General features: G+C 62.8%; 25 protein-coding genes. 13 read left to right on the forward strand and 12 right to left on the reverse strand.

Going from position 1 to position 25,138, the window contains the following annotated elements; all coding sequences use genetic code 11:
- Positions 1 to 17: 17 nt before the first annotated feature.
- Positions 18 to 4,496, forward strand: coding sequence for a hypothetical protein (locus RQP54_RS07190; protein ID WP_315677493.1), 4,479 nt, complete (start codon positions 18 to 20; stop codon positions 4,494 to 4,496).
- 68 nt (positions 4,497 to 4,564) lie between these two features.
- Here the strand turns inward: RQP54_RS07190 and RQP54_RS07195 are convergent, their stop codons facing one another.
- Positions 4,565 to 5,575, reverse strand: a complete 1,011-nt coding sequence (locus tag RQP54_RS07195) for an NADP-dependent oxidoreductase (RefSeq protein ID WP_315677494.1) — start codon at positions 5,573 to 5,575, stop codon at positions 4,565 to 4,567.
- Between the two features lie 141 nt (positions 5,576 to 5,716).
- On the opposite strand from RQP54_RS07195, the gene RQP54_RS07200 reads away from it, so the two are divergent.
- Positions 5,717 to 6,604, forward strand: a complete 888-nt coding sequence (locus RQP54_RS07200; protein WP_315677495.1) for a LysR family transcriptional regulator — start codon at positions 5,717 to 5,719, stop codon at positions 6,602 to 6,604.
- A gap of 93 nt (positions 6,605 to 6,697) precedes the next feature.
- On the opposite strand, the gene RQP54_RS07205 is transcribed toward RQP54_RS07200, so the two are convergent.
- Genes RQP54_RS07205 through RQP54_RS07215 form a run of 3 tightly spaced genes read right to left on the reverse strand, consistent with a single transcriptional unit; the run spans position 6,698 to position 8,505 of the window.
- Positions 6,698 to 7,336, reverse strand: a complete 639-nt coding sequence (locus RQP54_RS07205; protein WP_315677496.1) for a DsbA family protein — start codon at positions 7,334 to 7,336, stop codon at positions 6,698 to 6,700.
- Entirely contained in the window at positions 7,333 to 7,620 is a 288-nt protein-coding gene (locus tag RQP54_RS07210) for a hypothetical protein (protein WP_315677497.1), read from the reverse strand. Before RQP54_RS07210 ends, RQP54_RS07205 begins: the two co-directional genes overlap by 4 nt.
- 21 nt (positions 7,621 to 7,641) lie before the next feature.
- Complete coding sequence (locus tag RQP54_RS07215; RefSeq protein ID WP_315677498.1) at positions 7,642 to 8,505, reverse strand: MBL fold metallo-hydrolase; 864 nt, start codon at positions 8,503 to 8,505, stop codon at positions 7,642 to 7,644.
- A 124-nt stretch (positions 8,506 to 8,629) separates the two neighbouring features.
- Between RQP54_RS07215 and RQP54_RS07220 the strand changes: the two genes are divergently transcribed.
- A complete protein-coding gene (locus tag RQP54_RS07220; protein WP_315677499.1) occupies positions 8,630 to 9,520 on the forward strand; it encodes a LysR family transcriptional regulator in 891 nt (296 codons plus the stop codon).
- A 72-nt stretch (positions 9,521 to 9,592) separates the two neighbouring features.
- Here RQP54_RS07220 and RQP54_RS07225 read toward each other — a convergent pair whose 3' ends face one another.
- A complete protein-coding gene (locus RQP54_RS07225; protein ID WP_315677500.1) occupies positions 9,593 to 10,210 on the reverse strand; it encodes a TetR/AcrR family transcriptional regulator in 618 nt (205 codons plus the stop codon).
- A gap of 131 nt (positions 10,211 to 10,341) precedes the next feature.
- Here RQP54_RS07225 and RQP54_RS07230 point away from each other — a divergent pair, with 131 nt between their 5' ends.
- The 3 genes from RQP54_RS07230 to RQP54_RS07240 all read left to right on the forward strand — a co-directional run bounded on the left by RQP54_RS07230 (position 10,342) and on the right by RQP54_RS07240 (position 12,794).
- Entirely contained in the window at positions 10,342 to 10,701 is a 360-nt protein-coding gene (locus RQP54_RS07230) for a DUF1304 domain-containing protein (RefSeq protein WP_315677501.1), read from the forward strand.
- A gap of 103 nt (positions 10,702 to 10,804) precedes the next feature.
- Positions 10,805 to 12,052 carry an HD-GYP domain-containing protein gene (locus tag RQP54_RS07235; RefSeq protein WP_315677502.1) on the forward strand — a complete coding sequence of 416 codons (1,248 nt, stop codon included), beginning with the start codon at positions 10,805 to 10,807 and terminating at the stop codon, positions 12,050 to 12,052.
- 112 nt (positions 12,053 to 12,164) lie between these two features.
- A complete protein-coding gene (locus RQP54_RS07240; protein WP_315677503.1) occupies positions 12,165 to 12,794 on the forward strand; it encodes a hypothetical protein in 630 nt (209 codons plus the stop codon).
- A 52-nt stretch (positions 12,795 to 12,846) separates the two neighbouring features.
- On the opposite strand, the gene lipA is transcribed toward RQP54_RS07240, so the two are convergent.
- The 7 genes from lipA to RQP54_RS07275 form a co-directional block, all read right to left on the reverse strand.
- On the reverse strand, positions 12,847 to 13,833 hold the full coding sequence (lipA, locus tag RQP54_RS07245; RefSeq protein WP_315677504.1) for a lipoyl synthase: 987 nt from the start codon (positions 13,831 to 13,833) through the stop codon (positions 12,847 to 12,849).
- 7 nt (positions 13,834 to 13,840) lie between these two features.
- Complete coding sequence (lipB, locus tag RQP54_RS07250; RefSeq protein WP_315677505.1) at positions 13,841 to 14,551, reverse strand: lipoyl(octanoyl) transferase LipB; 711 nt, start codon at positions 14,549 to 14,551, stop codon at positions 13,841 to 13,843.
- Positions 14,552 to 15,361, reverse strand: coding sequence for a UPF0149 family protein (locus tag RQP54_RS07255; protein WP_315677507.1), 810 nt, complete (start codon positions 15,359 to 15,361; stop codon positions 14,552 to 14,554).
- Positions 15,358 to 15,570 carry a DUF493 domain-containing protein gene (locus RQP54_RS07260; protein WP_315677770.1) on the reverse strand — a complete coding sequence of 71 codons (213 nt, stop codon included), beginning with the start codon at positions 15,568 to 15,570 and terminating at the stop codon, positions 15,358 to 15,360. The genes RQP54_RS07255 and RQP54_RS07260 overlap by 4 nt, the downstream gene beginning before the upstream one ends.
- Positions 15,571 to 15,675: 105 nt before the next feature.
- Complete coding sequence (locus RQP54_RS07265; RefSeq protein WP_315677508.1) at positions 15,676 to 16,566, reverse strand: aminotransferase class IV; 891 nt, start codon at positions 16,564 to 16,566, stop codon at positions 15,676 to 15,678.
- A gap of 57 nt (positions 16,567 to 16,623) precedes the next feature.
- Positions 16,624 to 18,159, reverse strand: a complete 1,536-nt coding sequence (locus RQP54_RS07270) for a glycoside hydrolase family 1 protein (protein ID WP_315677510.1) — start codon at positions 18,157 to 18,159, stop codon at positions 16,624 to 16,626.
- Between the two features lie 45 nt (positions 18,160 to 18,204).
- Entirely contained in the window at positions 18,205 to 19,809 is a 1,605-nt protein-coding gene (locus RQP54_RS07275) for a glycerol-3-phosphate dehydrogenase/oxidase (RefSeq protein ID WP_315677513.1), read from the reverse strand.
- 133 nt (positions 19,810 to 19,942) lie between these two features.
- Here RQP54_RS07275 and RQP54_RS07280 point away from each other — a divergent pair, with 133 nt between their 5' ends.
- From RQP54_RS07280 to RQP54_RS07310, 7 genes are all read left to right on the forward strand, one after another.
- Positions 19,943 to 20,710 (forward strand): DeoR/GlpR family DNA-binding transcription regulator, encoded by a 768-nt coding sequence (locus RQP54_RS07280; protein WP_315677514.1) that lies wholly within the window; start codon positions 19,943 to 19,945, stop codon positions 20,708 to 20,710.
- 42 nt (positions 20,711 to 20,752) lie between these two features.
- Entirely contained in the window at positions 20,753 to 22,246 is a 1,494-nt protein-coding gene (gene glpK, locus RQP54_RS07285; protein WP_315677516.1) for a glycerol kinase GlpK, read from the forward strand.
- A gap of 125 nt (positions 22,247 to 22,371) precedes the next feature.
- Positions 22,372 to 22,839: an ATP synthase subunit I gene (locus tag RQP54_RS07290; RefSeq protein ID WP_315677517.1), complete on the forward strand. Its 468-nt coding sequence runs from the start codon at positions 22,372 to 22,374 to the stop codon at positions 22,837 to 22,839.
- 26 nt (positions 22,840 to 22,865) lie between these two features.
- Complete coding sequence (gene atpB / locus RQP54_RS07295) at positions 22,866 to 23,750, forward strand: F0F1 ATP synthase subunit A (RefSeq protein ID WP_315677518.1); 885 nt, start codon at positions 22,866 to 22,868, stop codon at positions 23,748 to 23,750.
- 54 nt (positions 23,751 to 23,804) lie between these two features.
- On the forward strand, positions 23,805 to 24,053 hold the full coding sequence (gene atpE, locus RQP54_RS07300) for a F0F1 ATP synthase subunit C (protein ID WP_011827793.1): 249 nt from the start codon (positions 23,805 to 23,807) through the stop codon (positions 24,051 to 24,053).
- Between the two features lie 35 nt (positions 24,054 to 24,088).
- Positions 24,089 to 24,559: a F0F1 ATP synthase subunit B gene (locus RQP54_RS07305; protein WP_315677520.1), complete on the forward strand. Its 471-nt coding sequence runs from the start codon at positions 24,089 to 24,091 to the stop codon at positions 24,557 to 24,559.
- Positions 24,560 to 24,568: 9 nt separating this feature from the next.
- On the forward strand, positions 24,569 to 25,099 hold the full coding sequence (locus tag RQP54_RS07310) for a F0F1 ATP synthase subunit delta (protein ID WP_315677521.1): 531 nt from the start codon (positions 24,569 to 24,571) through the stop codon (positions 25,097 to 25,099).
- The last annotated feature ends 39 nt before the right edge of the window (positions 25,100 to 25,138 follow it).

The following is a 25,138-nucleotide window of genomic DNA, read 5'->3' on the forward strand; positions in this document are numbered from 1 at the left end:
AGAGAGTGAGGTGTTCCATGAAACTGATGCGATTGCTGGTGGCGTTTCTCACCATGTGCGGCGCGATGTACATGAACGAACTCCGTGCCGACGACATCGATATTTACGTGGCCAACTCGGGCACGACAGGTGTGCCGAACGTGCTGTTTGTCTATGACAACGCGGCGAGCTTCGACGCCTCCACCACGAACACCTGTACCTATACCGACTCCGGAACTGCGCCGTCGCTGGGCAATACAGCCGGTGGGGTACAGCAATGTGCGCTCTACAACACCATCTATGGCCTCGCGCCGGATACAGTCAACATCGGGTTGATGATCTACAACGAGAACAGCCGAACCGACTACAAGGGCACAGCCTGCGGCAACAACGCCAATGGCGGTTGTCTGGTGGTGCCGCTGTCGAATATGAGCACAACCACCAAGGCCCAGATCCTGGACTGGATCAAGGGGTGGAGTGCGACGGGATCGGACGGTCCCCTGACCAATGGGGTGATCAAACCCTACGTCATCAAGGGCAATACCCAGCGCACGGGTGCGGTGATGCAGGAGGCCTGGGCGTACTACAGCGGCAACACTGGGCTCTCGGGGCGCAACTACAGCAGCATCCAGCCGCCTGCCGGGTGCCAGCGTAATTTTCTTGTATTTGTGGGCAACGCGTTTCGCAATAACACGACCCCTGGCGACGGAGGCAGTGCCAACATATTGCAATCGCTGACCAATGCGGGCGCGACTTCGGCGCAGACCGCCGCCATCACCATTCCCTCGGGTTCGTACGGTGCGTCGAACTTCACCTGTGGTAGCTACTCCATGCCGTCGCACTCCGATTCGTCGGGCCTGTATGCCGATGAATGGGCCCGCTTCATGAAGCAGACGGACATTTATGGCGGGACTGGTGGCAACCAAGGTATTACGTCCTACACCATCGGCCTGTTGGGTAGCTCGTGCAATCCGCAATACCCGGCCTTGCTCACCAGCATGGCCAAATACGGGGGGGGCAAATACTTTGCTACCAGCAACTACGATGAACTCAAAGTTGCCATCCAGAAGATCCTGAACGAAGTCCAGGCGGTCAACAGCGTGTTCGCGTCAGCCACGCTGCCCGTGAGCGTGAATGCCCAGGGCACCTACTTGAACCAGATTTACCTGGGCATGTTCCGCCCCGACCCCTATGCGCTTCCGCGTTGGGTGGGCAACCTCAAACAGTACCAGTTTGCCTTGAGCTACCCGGACCCCACCAATCCGGATCCCAACAAGGCCTCACTCATCCTGGCGGATGCACAGGATCCGCCCCAGCCGGCAATCAGCAGCGCGGGTACCGGGTTCATTGCGCCGGATGCAGTGAGCTTCTGGACATATCTGGATGCGGCCAACGCGCCTGATGACACCACCACCGGTGGCTTCTACAAGAACGATCCGCGCGGCGCCGGTGGCGTATATGACAAGGCCGATGGCGAGCAGGTGGACAAGGGCGGCGTAGGTCAGCAGGTTCGCAAGCAGGTGCTCAAGACCAACTACACCACCACCCCGGCAGGACCGCGAAAAGTCTACACCTACTGTCCCAGCGGCGCCTCGTGCAACGGCAATCTGACCAACGTTACGGCCAACGAATTCACCACCAACAACGCAGCCATTTCCGACGCACTGCTGAACTCCCAAAGCAGCGTTGCTGTAACGAGCCTGACCCGCTCGGGTACCACCGCCACGGTGAATACCAGTGCTGCCCACGGGTTCGCCGTCGGAGACAGCATCCGCATCGCTGGGGCAGACCAAAATGAATACAACGGGACCCAGGCGGTGTTGGCCGTGGGAAGCTCCACATCTTTCACATTCACGACCGTTGAGTACCCGCCGGCAGCCGCTTCGGGCAGCTACACGGTGTCCAAGCCCACGACCCCCAAGAGCGTGACGTCGTTGACGCGCTCTGGAGGCACCGTCACGGTGACGAGTGCGGCGCATGGGTTCAGCAATGGCAATTCCATCACCATTTCGGGTGCATCGCCGGCCGAGTACAACGGAACCTTCACCATTGCCAACGTCACCGCCAATACGTTTACCTACAGCGTGACCGAAACACCGAAATCACCTGCGGGTGGCGGCACCGCCACGGTCGGTTCCACGGTACGCAACATCGAGGCCTGGAACAGCAACCCCAACCCGGGGGTGGAGCGCGTCACGGGTTCCACGACGGTTACGATCACCACGACCGCAAACCATGGATTTTCCAATACCGGGACGGTCACCCTGTCCAATATTGCCGACTCTTCAGGTACGACGATTACGACATATACCGGTAGTTTTGCCTATACCAAGACCGGCAACAAGACCTTCACCATCACGCTGCCTGCCAGTGCCCTGGGGCCCACGACGCCTGCCACCGGCACCATCACGGCGGATCTGACCACTACCCGTACCATCTCCTCGCTGTCCCGCAGTGGCAGCACTGCCACCGCCGTCACCACGGTCGCGCACGGCTTCGCGGTCAATGACCTTGTCGACGTCGGTGGCACAGTGGGTACCAACGAGTCGGCTTATGCCGGTACCAAGACGATCCTGAGTGTGCCCAGCACCACCTCGTTCACCTATGCGGTCACTGTCACGCCCGCCACGCCGGCAACAGGGACCATCACTGCTTCCAAGTTCGGAACGACCGACCGCACCAGCCTGATCAACTGGGTTCGGGGGGAGGACAACTATGGCGATGAACCGGGTCCCGGAAGCGGCGTTACCGTGCGGCCCTCTGTGCACGGCGACGTGTTGCATTCGCGCCCGGTGGTGATCAACTATGGAGATTCGACCCGAGGCACCGTGGTGTTTTACGGTTCCAACGACGGCCAATTTCGTGCAATCAATGGCAGCCAGGCCACCGCACTGACCAACTGGGATGGAACAACTGTGCCGGCAGGAGGCGAGTTGTGGTCCCTGGTGCTGGCCGAGCATTACTCCAAGCTGGCCCGCCTTCGTGTCAATACGCCCGAGCTGAAGTTCCCCACCACGCAACTGGCCACTGCCCAGCCCAAGGACTACTTCGTCGATGGGCCCACCGGGGTGTACCAGTTGCTCAATGCGGATGGCAGCATCAACAAGGCCATTCTGTACCTGACGATGCGCCGCGGCAACGCAACCGACGGCAGCCGCTTCCTCTACGCCGTTGACGTCAGCACGCCTACCCAGCCGGTGGTGTTGTGGCGCAAGGCGTCGGGCGACTCGGGCTTCTCCGGGCTTGGGCAGACCTGGTCGCGGCCCCGCGTGACCCTTCTGCAGGGCTATCGCAACACCGGTACCGATACCACCATTGCACTGGGCAATAGCGGTTCGGTCACGATACGTGCCAACGACTACATACCGGTCTTGGTGTTCGGAGGCGGCTACGACCCGAATCAGGACACCGACCCACCATCGACTGCTGACACCATGGGGCGTGCCGTGTATTTCGTGCACGCACTTACCGGCGCGTTGATCCATCGCTTTGAACCGACGTGTGCCAATCCTACGGGCACTTGCACTGCAGTGAGCGGGCTCAATTACGCCATCCCCTCGGAGTTGACCTTCGTCGACCGCGACAACAATGGCCTCACCGACAAAATGTATGTGGGTGACTTGGGAGGCAACGTGTGGCGCCTGGATGTGGCCGACGCCACACCATCGAACTGGACCATGCAGCGCTTTGCGGCCTTGGGTTGTGACACTGGGGCACCCAGTGGTTCGCCAGCAACCAAGTGCACGCAGGAAGCCAGTTTGGTGGGTGGTGTGGCAACCGTTACTGCGCTGGCTACCGCCAAGGCGCCGCGCAAGTTCTTTTTTCCACCGTCGGTGGTGATGGTCGGTGGAACTGGTGCTGCCGGTTCCTACGACGCCGTATTGCTGGGGTCGGGTGACCGTGAACATCCGTTGTATATCAGTGCGGCCAGCACCGTTCAGAACCGATTGTTCTTCCTAAAGGACGCCGGTACGGCAGTTGGGGGCGCTGGTGCGACGACGGGTGTCGCGGCATTTACTGCCGGGGCAACGCTTGCCTCAACCAACCTGGTAAATGCCAGTTCCTTCGGTACCTCCACGACCTACGATGGTTCGCTCAGTGGTTACTACATCAACCTGTCATCGGCCGAGAAGTCGGTCAATGCGCCGGTCACGGTCTACGGTGCTACCTACTTCGGTACCAATACGCCATCGACTCCCTCGTCGACACAATGCTCTGCCAATTTGGGCACGGCACGCAGTTACGCACTGAACCCCTTTACCGGGCAGTTCAATACCAACGTCTTTGACGGTGGCGGCATGCCTCCCTCGCCTGTGGCTGGTTTGGTGACACTGAAGTACCGCGACGGAAACAACGTGGAACAAAGTCTGCTGCGCAAGTTCTGCATCGGTTGTGCAGGTTCGCCACCAGTGGCAGGAGGAACGCCGCCTGCCTCCTGCAATTCCGCACTGCAGAACTGCCTGCCGGACCAGACCATTTCCGGATCGGTCAAACGCACTTACTGGTACACCAAGTAAGCACGCTCAGGCCACGGAAAAGGCCGCTACCCAGGTTTCTGAGTGGCGGCCTTTGATTTGGCGTGGGCTTATTCTGCCGCCACCTGCAGCACCAGCTTGCCCTGGTTGGCGCCGGTGAAGAGCATGTCGAAGGCCTTGGGGAAATTCTCCAGGCCCTGCACGATGTCTTCGCGGGTCTTGAGCTTGCCCGAGGCGATCCAGCCGCCCATGACCATGGCGGCTTCCATGGCGCGGTCGTAGTAGTCGGACACCACGATGCCGGTCATGGTGGCGCGGTTCACCAGCAAGGACAGGTAGTTGGCCGGGCCCTTCACGGGCGTGGTGTTGTTGTACTGGGAGATGGCGCCGCAGATGACGATGCGGGCACCACGGGCAATGCGCGTCAGCACTGCGTCCAGGATGTCGCCGCCGACGTTGTCGAAGTACACATTCACGCCGTTGGGGCAGTGGGTCTTCAGGGCTTCGGCCACGTTCTCGGTCTTGTAGTCGATGGCGGCGTCAAAGCCCAGCTCTTCGACCAGGTAGCGGCACTTGTCGGCGCCACCGGCAATGCCGACCACGCGGCAGCCCTTGATCTTGGCCACTTGGCCCACCACCGAGCCCACGGCCCCGGCGGCACCGGACACCACCACGGTGTCACCGGCCTGGGGCTTGCCGGCTTCGAGCAGGCCGAAGTAGGCGGTCATGCCGGGCATGCCCAGGGTGCCCAGGTAGGTGGGCAACGGCGCCAGCTTGGGGTCGACCTTGGTGATGCCCTTGCCGTCGGAGTAGCTGTACTCCTGCACGCCCAGGAGGCCGGTCACATGGTCGCCCACGGCGAATTTGGGGTTGTTGGAGGCGGTGACACGGCCCACGCCCAGGGCGCGCATGACTTCGCCGATGCCCACGGGCGGAATGTAGGACTTGGCGTCGTTCATCCAGCCGCGCATGGCCGGGTCCAGCGACAGGTACAGGTTTTGGATGACGATTTCGCCTTCCGCGGGGGCGCGTACGGCTTCCTCGGTGCGGTTCCAGTCGCTGTCTTTCACGGCACCCACGGGGCGGGCAGCCAGGCGGAATTGGTGGTTGATGGTGGTCATGTCGGTTTCCTTCGGTGAAGTGGAGGGCAGCGCCAGCCAGTTCCAGCGCCATGCTTCGCAGTGTAGGAAGTGGCTTATTGCTTGGGAAGACCATAGTTGGTCATAAGATAGTTGCTCTGATAGCAACAATAGGCGAATGCAATGAACCCACAGCGACTGGCACTGTTCTCTGCGATCGTGCAGGCCGGCTCCATCAGCAAGGCGGCTGCGGGGCTGGGGGCTTCCAAGTCGGTGCTGTCGCGCCAGCTGGCCAAGCTCGAAGACGAACTCGGCGCCCGCCTGATCCAGCGTTCCACCCGACGCCTCACGCTCACCGAGATCGGCGAACTGGTCTACGCCCAGGCCCAGCGCATCGACCAGGCCATGGCCAACATCGACGAGCTGACCGGCCAGTACCAGAAGGAGGTGAGTGGGCGCCTGCGTGTGACCTGCCCGCGTCCGCTGGGCCAGCGCTACCTGGTGCCCCTGCTGGTGGAGTTCGCCCAGCGTTACCCCAAGCTGGAGGTGTCGCTGCAGGTGGATGACCGCATGGTGGACCTGATTGCCGAGAACATCGACGTGGCCATCCGCGTGGCCCACCTGGAGGACTCGACCCTGGTGGCGCGGCGCCTGGGCGAGAACCCGCGCGTCATGGTGGCATCGCCCGCCTATCTGCGGCGCGCCGGAGTGCCGCAGCACCCCAATGACCTGCGCCGGCACGACTGCCTCATCTACGCCAGCGGTGCCCGCGTGTTCGACACCTGGAGCCTGGAGGGCGAAGACGGCACCACGGTGCTGCAGGTGCCGCACCGCCTGAAGATCAACGATGGCATGGCCCTGGTGGCTGCAGCCTGTGCGGGTGGCGGTGTGCTGGTCATCGACCGCCTGCTGGTGAGCGAAGAACTGGCCAGCGGCGCCCTGGTGCCGGTGCTGCCGGCGTACCGGCTGCGCTCGGGCCAACCCATCTACGCCGTCTACCCGGCGCGGCCTTGGTTGGCCTTCAAGACAGCGACCTTCATCGCCTTCCTGCAGGAGCGGCTGTTTGTATGATGGCTGAGGTTTTGCGGAGTATTGCCCTGTAGTCCTCACAAGGGTTGCTCAGGCTGCTACCAAAAACAGAGCAAATGTGCGAACGTGAACAGACTACGCAGCCGCTGCCAGGTGCTGCATCAGCTGCTCCACCGTGCCAAACAGCAGGGAGCGATGCTGCATGCGCCAGCCGGCGGCATCCCGCACGGCCAATGCCGGAACGCCATCGGTTCCAAGCACCTGCAGCAGTTGGCGCGCCTTCTGGGTGCGGTTGCGCGCCTTCAGTATCAGGGCCTCGTCGGGGTCGCGCAGCCGCTGCGCGGCGTGGCGCAGGCCCCAGCCGCTCAGCAATTCGGCCACCGCTTCGGTAGTGCACACGTCTTGGCCGTGCACGTAGCGTGCCTCTTGCAGCTGCTTGAGAGCGGGCAACTCGGCGGCCGGGTCGTCCAGCGCGATCGCGGTGAGGGCCAGGGTGGCGGCGGTGGAGTTGAACGGGCTACCAGAGCGGTTCAGCACCTGCTCCCGGTAGGCTTCCGAAAATATTTGGCCAGTGAGCTGCTGAATGCGTTGGTCGTTGGACCAGGCGTACGCGGCGAACTGGTCGTCCATGGTGCGACCGTCGCCACTGAACAGGCCGGTGGGGTGGAGGGTGACCTGCACCCCTGCCGTGCGGCCAAGTGCTTGCACGACGGGCGAAGCGCCGTAGCACCACCCGCACAAGGGGTCGAAAAGATAGGCCAATTCGATGGTCATGGGTGTCTTCCGTCCGTACCCGGTCTGTGCCGGGCGAATGTTGTTTCAAAAGCCGCGATCTCCTCGCTCAGCGTGCCGCGGCTACGGAAGTGCCGGTTGGCGCGGTTGTACCAGTGTTCGGCATCCTCCAGATCCCCTTCCTGCAGGTGCAGGATGCCATGCAACCAGGCGGCTAGCACGGAGTCATCCTTCTGAATCAGGTTGTGGGCTTGCTCCCACTGCCCGGCGTGCAGGCGCTGCAAGGCATCGGCGGGGATGGGCATCGGAGGCTCGCGCTTCGGCATGGGACGCTTGCGGTCAGCGGTCTACCACTTCATTTCGCCCGTGTTGACCTTGGCACCAATGTCCAGCGACAAGGCACCGTCGGTCAGCGCGGGGTAGGCCTGCTGCATCGCCTGGATCAGTGCGGCGCTGGTCTTGTGGACCGCGAGCTGCTTCTCAAAGGTCTGCAGGTAGCTCTTGGTGAAGGCGATGGCGCTAGCGTCGATGGCTGTGCCGGCGCGCATGTGGCTGGGTACCACGACGGCAGGCTGCAAGGCGGCCATTTCGTCGAGCTGGGCAATCCAGGCGCTACGTTCGGCGGGCGATTGGGTATCGGCGGTCCAGACGTGCATCTCGCCGAACACACCGATGTTGCCCACGATGGCCTTGATGGACGGAATCCAGGCGTAGGGGCGGTGGGCCAGCAGACCGTTGGTGCCGCGGATTTCGATGGTCTGGCCTTCCAGCGTCAGCGTGGTGCCCGCCATCGCGCGGGGCAACACCGGCTGGCGCGGCGCATTGGCGCCCATCTTGGGGCCCCAGAACGCCAGCTTGCCGGCCACCTTGGGCGCCAGCTTGGCCAGCACGGCGGGGGTTGTCACCACGTCGGCCTGGGGAAAGAATTCCTTCAGCACTTCCACGCCGAAGTAGTAGTCGGGGTCTGCTTGGCTGACATAGATGGTGGTGAGTTGCTTGCCGCTGTCGAGCACATTGGCGGCAATGCGCAGGGCGTCCGCACGGGTGAAACCGGCGTCGATCACCATGGCTTCCCTGTCGCCCGTGACCAGGGTGGAGTTGACGTGGAAGCTTCTGGCGTCGGCGTTGTAGACCTTGACGGACAGGGGGCCGGCCTGGGCAGCCGTGAAAGTGACAGCCAGTGTGGCGGCGGTGAGGGCAGTGCGGATCATGGTTGCTCCTGTGGATGGTTGAATCGAGCCCCTTGGGGGGAGGCGTGGGATGGACTGTAGTTTTAATATCCGATCCAATAAATCCCATAATCCGCCCATATATGTTGCATAAATCGAGCAAATGATGGACCGACTGACCGCAATGCAGGTGTTTGTGGAGGTGGCGCAACGTGGCAGTTTCAGTGGTGCGGCCGAGCGGTTGGACATGTCGCGAGCCATGGTCACGCGCTACATCGGCGCCCTGGAGGACTGGCTCGGTGCCAGACTGTTGCAGCGCACCACCCGCAGCGTCACCCTCACCGATGCCGGTGAAAACTGCCTGCGGCGCTGCCAGCAGATGCTGGCCTTGGCGGACGACGTGGAGGACGAGACGGCGCAGACCGGCCCCGAACTGCGGGGGCAACTGCGCCTGACCTGCAGCACCTCCTTCGCTCTCGCCCAGGTGGCGGCCGCCCTGGGCGATTTCCTGCAGCAGCATCCCAAGCTGAAGGTCGACCTGCACGCCAGTGAAAGCACGGTGAACCTGGTGGAGGCCCGCATTGACCTCGCCATCCGCATCAGCGCCGAACCGGACCCGCTGCTGGTGGCGCGCCCCCTGGCACCGTGCCGCTCGGTGCTGGTGGCGTCGCCGGCCTACCTGGCCCGCCATGGCGCCCCCGAGGTCCCGGCCCAGTTGGTCCAGCACCGCTGCCTGAGCTATGCGAATTTCGGCAGAAGCATCTGGCAACTGCGCCGTGGTGAGGACTGTGAGTCCGTGGCAGTGAGCAGTGCCTACAGTGCCAACGAAACCACAGCCCTGCTGCAGGCTGCCCTGGCGGGCGCGGGCATTGCCATGCAACCCACCTATCTGGCCAACCCACTCATCGCCACTGGCGCCTTGCGACCCGTGCTGCCCGAATGGGACCCGCCCGTGATGACCATCTATGCCCTGTACCCCTCGCGCAAGAAACTGTCACCCGCCGTGCGGGCCTTGATCGACTTTCTGGTGCAGCGATTTGCCACCGTGCCGTGGTAGGGGCAATGGGTCAACCAAGCAGCCATTCCGCCATATGTGCTGAGTAGGCTGCTCCTAAAACAGAAGCGTATTTCACGAAAAACCTGGCATTCCTGTGAGCAACCCGGCCAGCATGGCATGCAGCAAGGCGCGGGCGTCGGGCAGCGCCTGGTCCCAGGGGCGGCTGTCGTGGTCCAGTGCTTCCAATGCGCCATAGAGCAAGCCTAAGATGAGTCGGGCCCGCAGTCGGGTATCACCAACGGGCATGGCCCCTGCGGCTTGCAGGCCTTCCACCGTGCGCACCATGGCACCCAGGCCCTGGCGCTCGCGGATTTCCAGCCAACCCTGGGTGCCCAGCACGGCCGGGGCGTCGGTGAGGCCAATGCGGCGGGCCTGCGCGTCCTGGGCCGCGGCCAGGAACGCATCGATGCCTGCGAGGAACGCTTCCCACGGCGTCGCCCCCGACTGCGTGGCCTGGGCCATGGCGGCTTGCACCACCAGCACCAGCGCGGCGTCCAGTTCTTCGGCTACGGCGGCAAAGAGCCCCTTCTTGTCGCCAAAGTGGTGGTACAGCGCGCCGGTGGTCACCCCCGCCTCGGCGCACAGGGCACCGAGCGCCGTTTTCTCAAAACCCAGTTCCCCGAACAGGCGACGGCCCGCCGCGCGCAAGGCGGCCTGCGTGGTTTCGGCATTGGCCTTGCGGCCGTCCATAGTCTGTTGTGGTGAAGGGTTATTCGGCATGACGAAAAACAAACATAACGTAATTACGTATTCTACAGGCTTTCAAGCGGTTTGCTCATCAGGCGGGCTGCCTGGCACCACCCACCACCAAGGAGTTCACCATGTCCCTCGTCGCCCACCTCATCGCCGCCGCCGTCATGCTGTTGCACGTCTACATCTTCATGCTGGAAACCGTGCTGTTCCGCAGTCGTGGCTACAAGGTGTTCGGCATGACGCACGACAAGATCGATGTCATGGCCCCCGCCATGTCGAACCAGGGTTGCTACAACGCCTTCCTGGCCGCCGCCCTCGCGCTGGGCTTGGTGCTGCCCAACGCCGCCACCGCACAGGCCTTCACGGTGTTTGGCCTGACGTGCGTCGCCGTGGCCGGGGTGTGGGGCGCGGCCACGGTGAGCCGCCGCATCTTCTTCGTGCAGACCGTGCCCGCGGTGCTGGGCCTGGCAGCGCTCGCCTTGGCTTGAGGATGGCGGGAGGGCGTGCCCGCGCGCAACACCTTCCATTGCGCACCGCATGGTGCAAACTGATAATGAGGGCGTCACACACGCGGCGAGGAAAACACGTTCGATGTCCCGGTTTGCCATCAATCTGCACGAAGCGGTCTATTCGCTTTCCGACGCGCTCGATCTCGTGGGCGTCACCCACATCCACCACGGCAAGCGTGTGGCCTACATCGCGGCCGAAATCGGGCGTTGCCTCGACTGGCCGCAGGCGCGCATGGATACTCTGTTCCAGGCTGCCATCCTGCACGACAGTGGGGTCTCCAAGACGCAGGTGCACTCCCGCCTGGCGCAACTCGAGTGGGAGTACGAGGCCGAACACTGCCAGCGCGGTGCCGAACTGGTGAAGGCCAGCCCGCTACTGAGTCCGCTTTCGGATTGCATCCTCTACCACCATACCCACTGGACTGAGCTGCAGACCCTACCACTCGATGACGAAAAGAAGCTGATCGCCAACTGCATCTACCTCGCGGACCGGGTCGACGTGCAGTGTCTGACACGCCGTGGCGAAGAGCCCAACATCCTGCTGATCAAGGACCACGTGCGCGAGCAGGTGGCGCACGCGCGGGGCGACTGGTACGAGCCTGGGCTTGCGGACGCGTTCATGGCCGTGTCCTCCTCCGAGGCATTCTGGTTTGCCCTGGAAAACGAACACGTCAGCGGTTACGTCCACACCTGGATGCGATCTGCCCAGACGGTCGAAATCGAATTCGCCGAACTGCGCAGCCTAGTGCATGTGTTCTCGTGCATCGTCGATGCCAAGAGCACCTTCACGCGCGAGCACTCCGACGGGGTGGCCAACCTCGCGCGCCATATCGGCCACCTGTTTGGCCTGCCCGAACGTACCTGCGACATGCTGGAACTGGCCGGCTTGCTGCACGACCTGGGCAAGCTGCGCGTGCCGGACGAATTGCTGGACAAGCCCAGCAAGCTCGATCCGTTGGAATACGCCGCGGTGCAGCGCCACAGTTTCGACACCTACAACATCCTCAAGCACATCCACGGCTTCGAGGACATCGCCTTGTGGGCCGGGCAGCACCATGAACGGGTTAACGGCACCGGCTACCCCTACCACCTCACATCCACCCAGCTCACGCGAGAGGCGCGCATCGTTGCCGTGGCGGACGTGTTCCAGGCCCTCGCGCAGAACCGCCCCTACCGCGGCGCACTGGCCCCTGAGGAGATAGCCCGGATCCTGCAGGAAGAGGTCAAGCGCGGCAAGCTGGACGCCGAAGTCGTGCAGATGGTGCTGGACAACCTGTCGTCATGCTGGGAAGCCTCACTGGCCTACAGCAGTTTGGCCTCGCCGTTGTAGAGTGGATGTGCCGTCGCGGCGGAGCAGTACGTTGCAGCCGGTTTTTGGCGGCCACGCATAGCGTTGCTGTGCAGCAATTCGATCCAATTCGAAAAGCAGTCTCTGAAAAACAATGAAGTCGCTTCAACAAGCGCCAGCGTCGACGGTACGGTGGTGGGGCCTCAAGTCAGCTCCTGCATTTGACTTCGTCAGCGCCTTTATGAACGGGGAAGGTCTGAACGGCCCGACAACGTGGCGCGAGGGTGCCTATGTACCCTACTCAGCTACGTTGTCCAGCACCATCAAAATCATGGTCGGGCTAAGCGCGCTCAGTGCTGACAATGGCTATGCCACCTTTGCCTCTAGCATGGTGATCTACTCCAAGACTATTCACGATTTGGCCATTGCCGAAAAAGTCAGTGCCGTCGTTCCGCGGGTGCGCGGTCCCTTTTCAGGATTCGTGCCGTGTCTGACGATACAGCTTTCCCACCTCAAATGGTGTCAGCAGCCATCTGACGTCAACCCCAGTTGGGCATTGTCACTGCAGGATGACACAGTACGGCCAAATGCCCGCGTATTCACGGAAGACTTCAATGCGTTGATGTCACCACTGCTGAAAGACCTAAAGTCTGATGATGACCTTCGAACCTTGCTCAGGAACTGCTTGCCTCAAAGCAAGCCGGAATGGGTGAAATCCGATACGCCGTGGTTTGTGGACTTACCTGAAAGGCTGAGACTCTTGGAGCTCGCCGCACCAACTTAAAAGTTCAGTAGCCGCCCTGGGCACTCCCTGCGCGGCCGATGCTCCATGCATATCAGTGTCCCGCGCCCTTGGCTTGCTGGTCAGCGTGGTAACTGCTGCGGACCATGGCGCCCACGGCGGCGTGCTTGAAGCCCATCTTGTAGGCCTCTTCCTCGAACATCTTGAACACGTCGGGGTGCACGTAGCGTTTCACGGTCAGGTGGGCGGTGCTGGGGGCCAGGTACTGGCCGATGGTGAGCATCTCGATGTCGTGCTCGCGCATGTCGCGCATCACCTGCAGCACTTCCTCGTCGGTTTCGCCCAAGCCCACCATGATGCCGCTCTTGGTCGGAATGCCGGGGTGCTGGGCTTTGAACTTCTTGAGGAGACCCAAGCTGAACAGGTAGTCCGAGCCGGGGCGCGCTTCCTTGTACAGGCGCGGCGCAGTTTCCAGGTTGTGGTTCATCACGTCGGGCGGGTTGGTGGTCAAAATGGCCAGCGCCTTGTCCAGGCGGCCGCGGAAGTCGGGCACCAGCACTTCGATTTGGGTGCTGGGCGACAGCACACGGATTTCACGGATGCAATCGGCAAAGTGCTGGGCACCGCCGTCTCGCAGGTCGTCACGGTCGACGCTGGTGATGACCACGTACTTGAGTTTCAGGTCGGCCACGGTCCGGGCCAACTTCAGCGGCTCATCGGCATCCAGCGGGTCGGGGCGGCCATGGCCCACGTCGCAGAACGGGCAGCGGCGCGTGCACTTGTCGCCCATGATCATGAAGGTGGCAGTGCCACTGCCGAAACATTCGCCGATGTTGGGGCAACTCGCCTCTTCACAGACGGTGACCAGCTTGTTCTTGCGCAGCACGTCCTTGATCTCGTAGAAGCGCGTGGTGGGGCTGCCGGCCTTGACGCGGATCCAGTCCGGCTTCTTGAGCACTTCACCCTGCTGCACCTTGATCGGGATGCGCGCCAGCTTGGCACCGGCCTTTTGCTTCAGGGTGGCGTCGTACTCGGCGGCGCTCTGGGCTTCGCGGATGGTGTTCTCGGGGGCAGTGCTCATGGCGGTCTCAGGGTGCGAGGTAGGAGGCAAGCTTGTGGCTCAGGACGTCGGCAGCCTCGTTCCAGGGCACCGAAACGCCGATTGTAGAAAGATCGATGGTGCGCAGCCCGTTGTAGCCGCAGGGGTTGATACGCAAGTAGGGTTGCAGGTCCATGGCCACGTTCAGCGCCACGCCGTGGTAGGTGCAGTTGCGGCTGACCTTGATACCCAGGGCGGCGATCTTGCCCAGCCCGGTGAAGTCCGGCTCCAGCGCTTCGCTGCCGGGCACCTTCTTCTGCGGACGCTGCGGCAGGGGCGCGTGGCCGAACGGGTCATCCAGGCGCACGTAGATGCCGGGGGCACCGCCGACACGGTGGCCCGTCACGCCAAAGTGCAGCAGCGTGCGGATGACCGCTTCCTCAATGCGGTAGACGTACTCCTTGACGAAGTAGCCCGCGCGCTTGAGGTCGATCAGCGGGTAGCCCACCACCTGCCCGGGGCCGTGGTAGGTCACTTGGCCGCCGCGGTTGGTCTGCACCACGGGAATGTCGCCGGGCAGGAAGATGTGCTCGGGCTTGCCCGCCAGTCCCTGGGTGAAGACCGGTGGATGCTCACAAATCCATAGCTCGTCAGGCAGATTTTGTGCGGGCTGCTGGCATCTTTGGTCGGTAAATGCCTGCATGGCGGCGTAGGTGGGCTCGTAGTCCACCCGGCCAAGCTGCTTGATGACGATGTCCATTCAATGCGCTCCGCAGCACTTCTTGTACTTCTGGCCGCTGCCGCAGGGGCAGGGGTCGTTGCGGCCGACCTTGGGCTGGTCGCGGCGCGGCGTGGCGGGCGCCGGGTTTGCGGCGGGGCGGCTCTGGGCCAGCGCGTAGGCACGCCACCACTGGCGCATCTCGTAGATGCAGCGCACCAGCATCGAGCGCATCTCGGGGCGTTGGTCGATCTGCAGTTCGGGCTTGTCGGGGTTGTAGCCGGACTGGAACAGCACGATGGGCGAGATCAGCGGCCAGGCGTCCTGGTTGCCGAGCATGGGTTGCCAGTGGCCACCGCCGAGCATGGCGCGCCGGAACCCTTCTGCCCAGTCCTTGAGTTCCCAGTCGCCTTCTCGCACGCCCTGGGCATTGCAGCGGTAGGGGCTCACGCGCCGGGCTTCGTCGACCGTGGCCTGCAGCGGCAGGAACAGGGTGTGTGGGTCGGCGCTGGTGGGCGGGTTGGCGGTACTGGCCTGCACGTGGCGGTAGCGGCGCAGCAGCAGTTGCAGCAGGCGCTCCTGGCGCGCGGTGTCGGCACATACGGGCAGCTGGGGCTGGCCAAACACCGCAGCCATCCACGCGGGTACGGGCACGTCCACGGGGCCGACGGCGCAGGCGGTCAGGAAGCCATCCGCCATCTCGGCCGACATGGCACTGCGCACCAGGCCAGCGTCACTGAACAGTTCAAACAACTCAGCGCACTCGGCACTGCTGAGCGCACCGGGTGTGAGGGTGGACTCGTCGAATGCGTGGTACCAGTGGCTCAGGTCGGGGTGCACAGGGGGCGTCACAAGACCACCTTGACCATGGGGTGGGTCGAGAGCGTGCGGTACAGCTCGTCGAGCTGCTCGCGGCTGGTGGCAGTGATGGTGATGGTCACGCCCAGGTACTTGCCGCCGGCGCTCTCCCGCAATTCGATGGTCGAGGCGTCGAACGTGGGGTCGAATTCCTTGGCGATGACGGTGACGGCATGGACGAAGCCATCCACCCGTTCCCCCATGACCTTGATGGGAAAGCGCGAGGGGTACTCGATGAGCGATTCCTGGCGCGATTGGCCGGGATTGGTGGGAGTGTTCACGGTGAATCCTTGTGGGTAGCGCGGCGCTCAGTCCTGGCCGCTGGCCGCACGGTAGGCGGCATAGAGGGTGTCGTAGATTGGGCCGGGGCGGCCGTTTCCAACCGGTTGGCCGTCCAGGGTGGTCACGGCCAGCACTTCCTTGCCTGCGGACGACAGCAGCAACTCGTCGGCTGCCAGCACGTCGGCACGGGGAATAGGGCGCAGCGTGAAGGGTATGCCGGCTTGCGCGCAGGCCTCTTCGATGAAACCGTAGCGTACGCCTTCGAGCACCAAATGATTCTTCGGCGGGCCGAAGACGTGGCCGTCCTTCACCACCCAGAGGTTGCTGCTGGCGCCCTCGCTCAGATACCCGTCACGGAACATCGCGGTTTCCACCGCATCGGCATCCACGCCGATCTGGCGCGTGAGCACGGCACCGAGCAGGCTGGTGCTCTTGATGTGCGCCATCTCCCAGCGGAAGTCGTCGGCCGTCACACAGGCCACACCCTGGGCCCGCTGCGAGGCACTGGGCAAGGCCAGGGTGTTGACCATCGCAAACACGGTGGGGGTGAGGCCCGGCAGCATGGTATGGTCGCGCAGGGCCACGCCGCGCGTCACCTGGAAATACACCATCTGCGCATTTTTTGGATCGAATTGGCCACTTGCCCGCATGGAATCAGCGTGAGTAGCTACCAAATGCATAGCGACAGCGAGCAGTTCGTCATCGCTCAGCGGCAGCGCAATGCGCACCAGTTCGAGACTGCGGCGCAGCCGGGCCAGGTGCTGGGGCCAGCGAAAGGGCCGCCCGGCATAGAACGGCACCACTTCGTAGATGCCGTCACCGAGCAGGAAGCCCCGGTCCATCACGCTCACCTGGGCGCGGTCGATGGTGGTGTATTCACCGTTCAGGTAGCAGGGCAGGGAGGGGAGCGAAGCCATGCCCCGATTATCGCCGCGCCCCCCGGGCGACGGTGGGGCGTGGCGGTGGCAGGCGCCTCAGGGCGCGCCGAGTCTGGCTGCCAGCTCCGGTGATAGCGCGTTGGCCTTGGCAATCTCGCGGTACACGGCTGCCGAAGGGCGCTCGGTGCGCTTGAACCCGTTCTCGTAGTCCACCTTGGCCAGGCCAAAGCGGGCGGTAAAGCCCTCGGCCCACTCGAAGTTGTCGAACAGCGACCAGTGGATATAGCCGCGCAGGTCGACCTTCTCCTGCTGCATGGCCAGCCACATCTCGCGCACATGCGACACCAGCAGTTTCTGCCGCCCGACGTCGTTGTCGGCCTTGTCGGCGGTACCGTTTTCGAGCACGAAGATCGGTTTGCCGTAGCGCTTGTGGGCCTGGCTCAGGATCTGGTAGAAGCCATGTGGGTACATGGCCCAGCCGAGGTCGTTCACCGGCTCGGCAGGGGCATCGGGGTCATGCTGCAGTACCTGGGGCTTGGTCGGGTTCAGGATGTCCGACTTGATGTAGAAGCGCCCGTAGTAGTTGATGCCCACGTAGTCCTGACTGCCCTTGAGGCCTTCGATCTCCTTGTCGATGGACGTGTTGGTGAGCTTGAGGCGGCCGCTGGCCACGGCGTCATTGAAATCCCAATTGAAGGCCTGGTCCACGGCCTGCGCAGTCAGGCGGTCCAGCGGCGCCCAGTTGCGCAGTGGCTCGAAGGCGCGGGTGTGCTTGGTGAAGCCCACGTTCACGCTGGCTTTCTTGGCATCGGCCACCCGGTGCAGGGTCTGGTATCCGATCACGTGGGCGCGCAGCAAAGCCTCGATGACGGGGGCTGCCAGCACCACGTCACCCCGGCGCTCCAGCGGCGGGAATACGCCTTCCATGTAGCCGTTGTAGACGTACACCATGGGTTCGTTCAGGGTGCACCATTGTTCGATGTCGGGTACGAAATTCTCCGCCACGGCCGTGACGAACTGCTGCCAGTGTGCCAGGGCATCGGCGCGTTCCCAGCCGCGCTTGCCGCTGGCGTCCGCCTCGAAGAACCAGGCCGGGGAGGAGAAATGGAACAGGGTGGCAAAGGGCGTGATGCCGCGCTGCTTCATTTCAGCCAGCAGGCGCTTGTAGTAGGCAATGCCTTGCGGGTCAGGGGCCTTCATGCCGGGCTTGGGGAACAGGCGTGCCCATTCGATGGAAAAGCGAAAGGCATTGAGCCCCATGCCCTGGGCCATGGCCATGTCCTGTCCCATCAACTGGTCGAAGCCGGTCTTCTGTTGGCGCACCGTGGCGCTGGAGGCGCCCAGGTCGTGGATGTGCCCGGGTTTGGCCACACCCGGTGCGGCGCCGGTCTCGAAACGCTGGTTCTTGACGGCATCCAACTCGAACGCGGTCCAGTCAGTGGGCTGCTGGCTTTCCGCCTGCTGCGCGGCAATCGCAGCCCCCCAGTAGAAGCCCTTGGGGAAGGCCATGGGCGCCGTGGCCGAGGGCGCTGGGGTGGCGTACATCGCCTGCCGGTCGACGCCAATGTGGGTTGCGGCATAGGCCAGTCCCAGGCCGAGTGCGGCCAGCGCGATCCATCGTTTGCGAACCATGTGAATCTCCTTCGTTGTTGTTGGGTGCGGCCGGGAAGCGGGGACTCAGCCCGGCAAATCGAGATAGTGCTGCGCCAGCCCTTCGAATGCCGCCAGTGCCGGGTCGATGCCCGTCTCTTCCTGCAGTATCGCCCCAACGCGTGGGGCCAGCGTGGCGGCAAGCCGCGCATCCAGGAACAGCAGACGCGAACGCCGGGCCAGCATGTCTTCGACCGTGACAGCGTACTCGAAGCGGGCAGCGAAGCGCACCATGGCTTCCGTGAGCCCTGGGGCCAGTTCCACATCGGCGCCGGGCAGTTCCTCCACCATGGCTGCTTCACTGCCGTAGGAATGCAGGCCCGGTGCGTCGCTCAGGGGGTGCACCGTGGCAGTGTCCACATCGCCGCCCACCAGCGGCAGCTGCTTCGTGGCACCCTTGGGGCGGCTTTCGATCAGGGCGCGCTCGGCGCAGGCGTCGAGCACGTCCTCGGCCATGGCCCGGTAGGTAGTCCACTTGCCGCCGGTCACCGTCACGAGGTTGCTGCGACTGACCAGCACGGTATGTTCGCGGCTCAGGCCTTTGGTGTTGTCGCCGTCGTCGTCCTGCGGCTTGACCAGCGGGCGCAGGCCCACCCAGACGCTCTTCACATCCGCGCGGGTCGGGGCGCGACGCAGGTAGCGGGCCGATTCGTTCAGGATGAAGTCCACCTCCTCCCTGAAGGGCAGAGGCTCACGCGCGAGGTCCTGGCGCGGGGTGTCGGTGGTTCCCAGGATGACCTTGCCCAACCAGGGGACGGCGAACAGCACGCGCCCATCGGCGGTCTTGGGCACCATGAGGGCGGTATCGCTGCCGAGGAATTCACGCTCCACCACCAGGTGCACGCCTTGGCTGGGTGCCACCAGCGGCTTGGTGGGCTTGCGCCCATCGTGGATATTGGCGGCGCCGTCCTTTTCACGCAGGGCGTCCACCCACACACCGGTGGCGTTGATCACACAGGCTGCGGAGATCTGGAAGGTTTCGCCTCCCACGGTGTCGCGACACTGTACGCCCGAGACCTTGCCGTTGGTGTAGCTCAGGTCAGTGGCTTCGCAGTAGTTCACGAGCAGCGCGCCGTGTTCCACTGCCGTACGGCCGATCGCCAAGGCCATGCGTGCATCATTGAACTGGCCGTCCCAGTACTTGACGCCGCCCTTGAGCCCGTCGGGGCGGGCGGTCGGCAAGAGGCTCAAGGTCTTGGTCGTGCTGAGGAATTCGGTGCGTCCGAGCCCGGCCTTGCCAGCCAGCACGTCATACATCGTGAGGCCAATGCCGTAGAACGGTGCCTCCCACCAGCTGTACGAGGGTGTCACAAAAGCCAGGGGTTGTGCCAGATGCGGCGCGTTGTGCAGCAGGGTGGTGCGTTCGTGCAAGGCTTCGCGCACCAGGGAGATGTTGCCCTGGGCCAGGTAGCGCACCCCACCGTGGACGAGTTTGGTGGCACGCGACGACGTGCCCTTGGCAAAGTCATGCGATTCGATCAGGACCACCTTGAACCCTCGGGTGGCGGCGTCCAGGGCCACGCCCAGGCCGGTGGCACCGCCACCGATGATGGCGATATCGAATTGTGTGCCCAGGCGCAGACGGGCAAGCACATGGGGGCGGTGGGTGGGGGCTGGGGTTCTTGTTGACATGGCGGTGACAGCGTCGCGCGAAGTGGGCGCGATTTTAGTTCGAAACGATTCGTTTGTGTATTAATATGTTCGAATGTCTTCGACTTACACCGAGATGTCTGGTTATCCTACGCTTTTACCCAGCGGGAGTGCCATGAACCTCAATCCACGCCATTTGGCACTGCTCGAAGCAGTGCGCAGCAGGGGCTCGGTCAGCGTCGAGCAGCTGGCCCAGATGTCCGGGGTGACCTTGCAGACGGTGCGCCGCGACGTCCAACGTTTGGCCGATGAAGGCTTGCTGGCGCGCTTCCATGGGGGCGTGCGGGTGCCCTCGTCGACGATCGAGAACCTGGGCTACCAGCAGCGCGAGGGCCTGCATGCCACTGCCAAGAACCAGATCGCGCAGTCGATTGCCAAAGCGGTGCCCAACGACTGTTCGCTGATCCTGAACATCGGCACGACCACCGAGGCGGTAGCGCGGGCCCTGCTGCAGCACAAGGGATTGCGTGTCATCACCAACAACCTCAACGTTGCCGCCATCCTGAGTGCCAACCCCAACGCGGAAGTGATCGTGGTCGGAGGCGTGGTGCGTGGCCGTGACCGGGGCATCGTGGGCGAGGCAGCGGTGGACTTCATTCGCCAATTCAAGGTTGATATCGCCGTGATCGGCATTTCCGGTATCGAAAGCGATGGCACGCTGCGGGACTACGATTACCGCGAAGTCAAGGTGTCCCAGACCATCATTTCCCATGCACGGGAGGTCTGGCTAGCGGCCGACGCGAGCAAGTTCAATCGACCGGCCATGGTGGAAGTGGCCCGCCTGGACAGCATCGACCGCCTGTTCACCGACCTGCAGCCGCCCGAGCCATTCCCGGCCTTGCTGGAAGAAGCCCAGGTGCGCTGGGACGTGTGCGCCAGCTAGGGGCCGGAACCCTGCGGCAGTCAGAATCAAGAGGAGAAGAACATGCGCTATCTGTTGGCTCTGGATCAGGGGACATCGAGTTCCCGCAGCATCGTGTTCGATGCCGAGGGGCGGGTTGTTGCCATGGCCCAGAAGGAGCTGACCCAGCACTACCCGCAACCGGGCTGGGTCGAGCACGATCCGATGGAAATCTGGCGCAGCCAGCTGGCGACGGCCAAGGAAGCCCTGCACAAGGCCGGCATCAGTGCGGCGCAGGTGCAAGGGCTGGGCATCACGAACCAGCGCGAAACCACGGTGGTGTGGGACCGAAAGACCGGTCAACCGGTCCATCACGCCATCGTCTGGCAGGACCGGCGGGCGGAACCCATTTGTGCCGAGTTGCGTGCGCAAGGTCACAGTGAGTCCATCCGCGCCAAAACCGGACTCGTGGTCGATGCCTATTTTTCTGGCACCAAGCTCAAATGGCTGCTGGACAACGTGCCGGGATTGAGGGCACGCGCCGAACAGGGCGAGCTCGCATTTGGCACGATTGACAGCTGGCTGATCTGGTGCCTGACCGGTGGGCGGGTCCATGCCACGGACGTCAGCAATGCCTCGCGCACCATGCTGTTCAATGTGCACGCCAATGCGTGGGATGACGAACTGATGCGCATGCTGGACGTGCCGGCGGCGCTGATGCCGAAGGTGCTTCCGTCCAGTGCCGCATACGGCGAAACGCAGCCCGAACTTCTGGGGGGTGCGATTGCCATCGGTGGGGTGGCAGGTGACCAGCAAAGCGCCCTGTTCGGACAGGCCTGCTTCGACGCCGGGATGGCCAAGAATACCTATGGCACGGGCTGTTTCATGCTCATGCACACCGGCAACAAGTTCCACACCTCCACCAACGGCTTGTTGACCACCAGTGCCGCGCAAGCAAGCACGCGTACCGAATACGCGCTGGAAGGCAGTGTGTTCGTCGGTGGCGCTGTGGTGCAATGGCTGCGCGACGGTCTCAACGCCATCAAGGGCAGCAACGAGGTGCAGGCCCTGGCGCAGAGCGTGCCGGATTCGGGGGGGGTCATGGTGGTGCCTGCCTTCACCGGGCTGGGGGCGCCGTACTGGCAACCCAATGCCCGCGGCACCATCACCGGACTCACGCGCGGAAGTACCCTGGCCCACATTGCCCGTGCCTCATTGGAGAGCATTGCCTACCAGAGCGCCGCACTGCTGCAGGCCATGAGCCGAGATGCGGTACAAGCCGGTGCTGCAGCGGTCACGGAACTGCGCGTGGATGGTGGTGCCTGCGTCAATGACCTGCTGATGCAGTTTCAGGCGGATCTGCTGGGCATTCCGGTGGTGCGTCCTGCGGTGACCGAAACGACAGCGCTGGGGGCTGCCTATCTGGCGGGACTGAGCACCGGTGTGTACGGCAGCACTGCGGAGCTGAGCGCGCAGTGGCGCGCCGAACGGCGCTTCCTGCCGACCATGCCCCGAAACCGTGCCCAGGAGCTCATGCAGCAATGGGAGCATGCCGTGCGTCAGGCAATAGCCCCATAGTCTTATATAAGACATAAAACAACACACCAAAAGTGGACCCATTGGCGTCCCCGGGTTTCTACGTATAATGGCGGGCTGTGCATGAACCGCGCCCAGTAACCTGGGCGTAATGTAGGCAAAGGACAATGGCGCTGAACGCGGAAACCGATAATGAGGAATTTGTTCCTCTGACGGCAGAGCAGGCGCAGTCGCTTCGGGAAATGAATCCCTCCCTTTCGCCCTGGTGGGTGGTTGTGGCGCAAGCACTTCTGGGCGTCCTTGTGGCGTTGCTGGGGTGGTTGTGGGGTGGCGAGCGGATTGCAGTGTCTTGTGCCTGGGGGGCGTTGGCAGTGGTGCTGCCTTCGGCTCTGTTTGCGCGGGGGTTGACCGGGCAGTTTGCGCGGGCCAATCCTGGAACTGCGGTGGCGAGCTTCTTCGTGTGGGAGCTGGTCAAGATTGCGGTTACGGTCGGTGTGATGTATGTCGCCTACCGGGTTGAGAAGAATTTGAGCTGGCCGGCCATGCTGGTTGGTTTGGTGCTGACGATGAAGGTGTACTGGCTGGCCTTGGGCGTGAAGCGCAAGGGTGGTGCGGTGCGAAACAATAACGCCTAACGGCAACGAGTAAGTGCGAGCAACGGATGTCTGATCACGCAGTACAACAAGGCCCCACCGCAGGTGAGTACATTGGTCACCACTTGACCCATTGGCAGACGGGTCATCAATCCGGCGTGATTGATTTCTCTGTCTACAACATTGACTCCATCATCTGGTCGGTCTTTGTGGGTTTTCTGGGCTTGTTTGTGATGTGGCGTGTCGCCAGCCGTGTGACGGCGGGTGTTCCTGGTCGCCTGCAGGCTGCCATCGAGATCTTGCTCGAGATGGTCGATACCCAGGCGCGCGGCATCATCCATAACGCGGAGTCGCGCAAGTTTGTCGGCCCCTTGGCGCTGGCTGTCTTCATGTGGGTTCTGCTGATGAACTCGATGGACTTCCTGCCGGTCGATCTGATCCCCCTGATCTGGCAGCAGATCTACGGCAGCATGGGTCACGATCCGCACCATGCCTACATGCGTGTCGTGCCTACGGCTGACTTGTCCACGACCCTTGCCATGTCTACAGGTGTACTGCTGGTCTGCCTGTACTACAACATCAAGATCAAGGGTGCGGGTGGCTGGGCGCATGAGTTGGTGACCGCGCCGTTTGGCACCAGCAAGAATCCTTTGTTTGCCGTTGTGCTGGGTGTATTGAACCTCGGCATGCAACTGATTGAGTTCACCGCCAAGACCGTGTCGCACGGCATGCGGCTGTTCGGGAATATGTACGCTGGCGAGCTGGTGTTCATGTTGATTGCGCTCATGGGTGCAGTCGGGTTTGGGTCGACTACAGGCGTTGTCCTGTGGATCGGGCATGTGTTGGCGGGTGCGGGCTGGGCAATCTTTCACATTCTGATTGTTGCGCTGCAGGCATTCATCTTCATGATGCTGACCCTGGTGTATGTGGGTCAGGCCCACGACCACCACTGAGTTTTGTCAGTTTGTTTTTGTTTTCTTGTTAACTTAAATCCATAGGAGCTCTAAATGGAACACGTTCTTGGTTTTGTCGCTTTGGCTGCTGGTCTGATCATCGGTCTGGGTGCTATCGGTGCCTGTATCGGTATCGGCATCATGGGTAGCAAGTACCTGGAATCCGCTGCTCGCCAGCCCGAACTGATGAACGAACTGCAAACCAAGATGTTCTTGCTGGCCGGTCTGATCGACGCCGCCTTCCTGATCGGCGTTGGTATCGCCATGATGTTTGCGTTCGCCAACCCCTTCGTGCTGAAGTAATACTTTCGCCTTCCCCTACCTAGAGAGGTGTTGTTGTGAGTATTAACGCAACATTCTGGGCGCAGATGGTGGTCTTTGCCATTCTGGTGCTGTTCACGATGAAATTCGTGTGGCCACCGATTGTCAAGGCACTCGATGAGCGCGCCGCCAAAATTGCCGAAGGTCTGGCAGCGTCCGACCGCGCCAAGGCAGAACTTTCCGCCGCCAACAAGCGTGTGGAAGAGGAGCTGTCCAAGTCGCGCACGGAAAACGCCGCCCGACTCGCTGACGCAGAGCGTCGCGCGGTCACCATTGTGGAAGAGGCGAAGGCCAAAGCTGTTGAAGAAGGCAACAAGATCATCGCTGCGGCGAAGATGGAAGCCGAGCAGCAGGCCGTCAAGGCCCGTGAAGCCCTGCGCGAGCAGGTCGCTGCACTGGCTGTCAAGGGTGCCGAGCAGATTCTGCGCAAAGAGGTCAATGCCGGTGTGCATGCCGACTTGCTCAACCGTCTGAAGACCGAGCTGTAAGAGGAAGCCATGGCTGAACTTGCCACTATTGCCCGACCCTACGCGGAAGCCCTGTTCAAGGCGTCTGCGGCTGATCTGTCGGCTGTGTCTGACTGGCTGGACGAACTGGCTGCCATCGCGGCCAATCCCCAGTTGCAGCAGTTTGCGGCCAACCCCAACGTCAGCGCCACCCAGGTGTTTGACCTGGTGACGGGTGTCGCCAAGTCCGCTCTGGGCGATGCGGCCAAGAACTTCCTGCGCACCGTCATCGAAAACGGACGCGTGGCTGTCTTGCCCGAGATCGCAGCCCAGTTTCGCGCACTCAAGAATGCGCAGGGTGGGTCTTCCGACGCAGTGGTGTTCAGCGCCTTCCCTATCGATGCCGCAGCCTTGTCTGACGTGCAAGCAACGCTGGAAAAGAAATTCGGACGCAAGCTCAACGTTTCGGTTGAGCTGCAGCCTGAGTTGATTGGTGGTGTGCGCGTGGTGGTGGGTGACGAAGTGCTTGACACCTCGGTCAAAGCCCGACTGGAACAAATGAAAGTCGTGTTGACAGCCTGAGGCCGACTGGCCCCAGATGTTGACCAATACAAGGAAAGA

The sequence above is a fragment of the Curvibacter sp. APW13 genome, assembly GCF_032337135.1.
GTDB lineage: Bacteria > Pseudomonadota > Gammaproteobacteria > Burkholderiales > Burkholderiaceae_C > Allorhodoferax.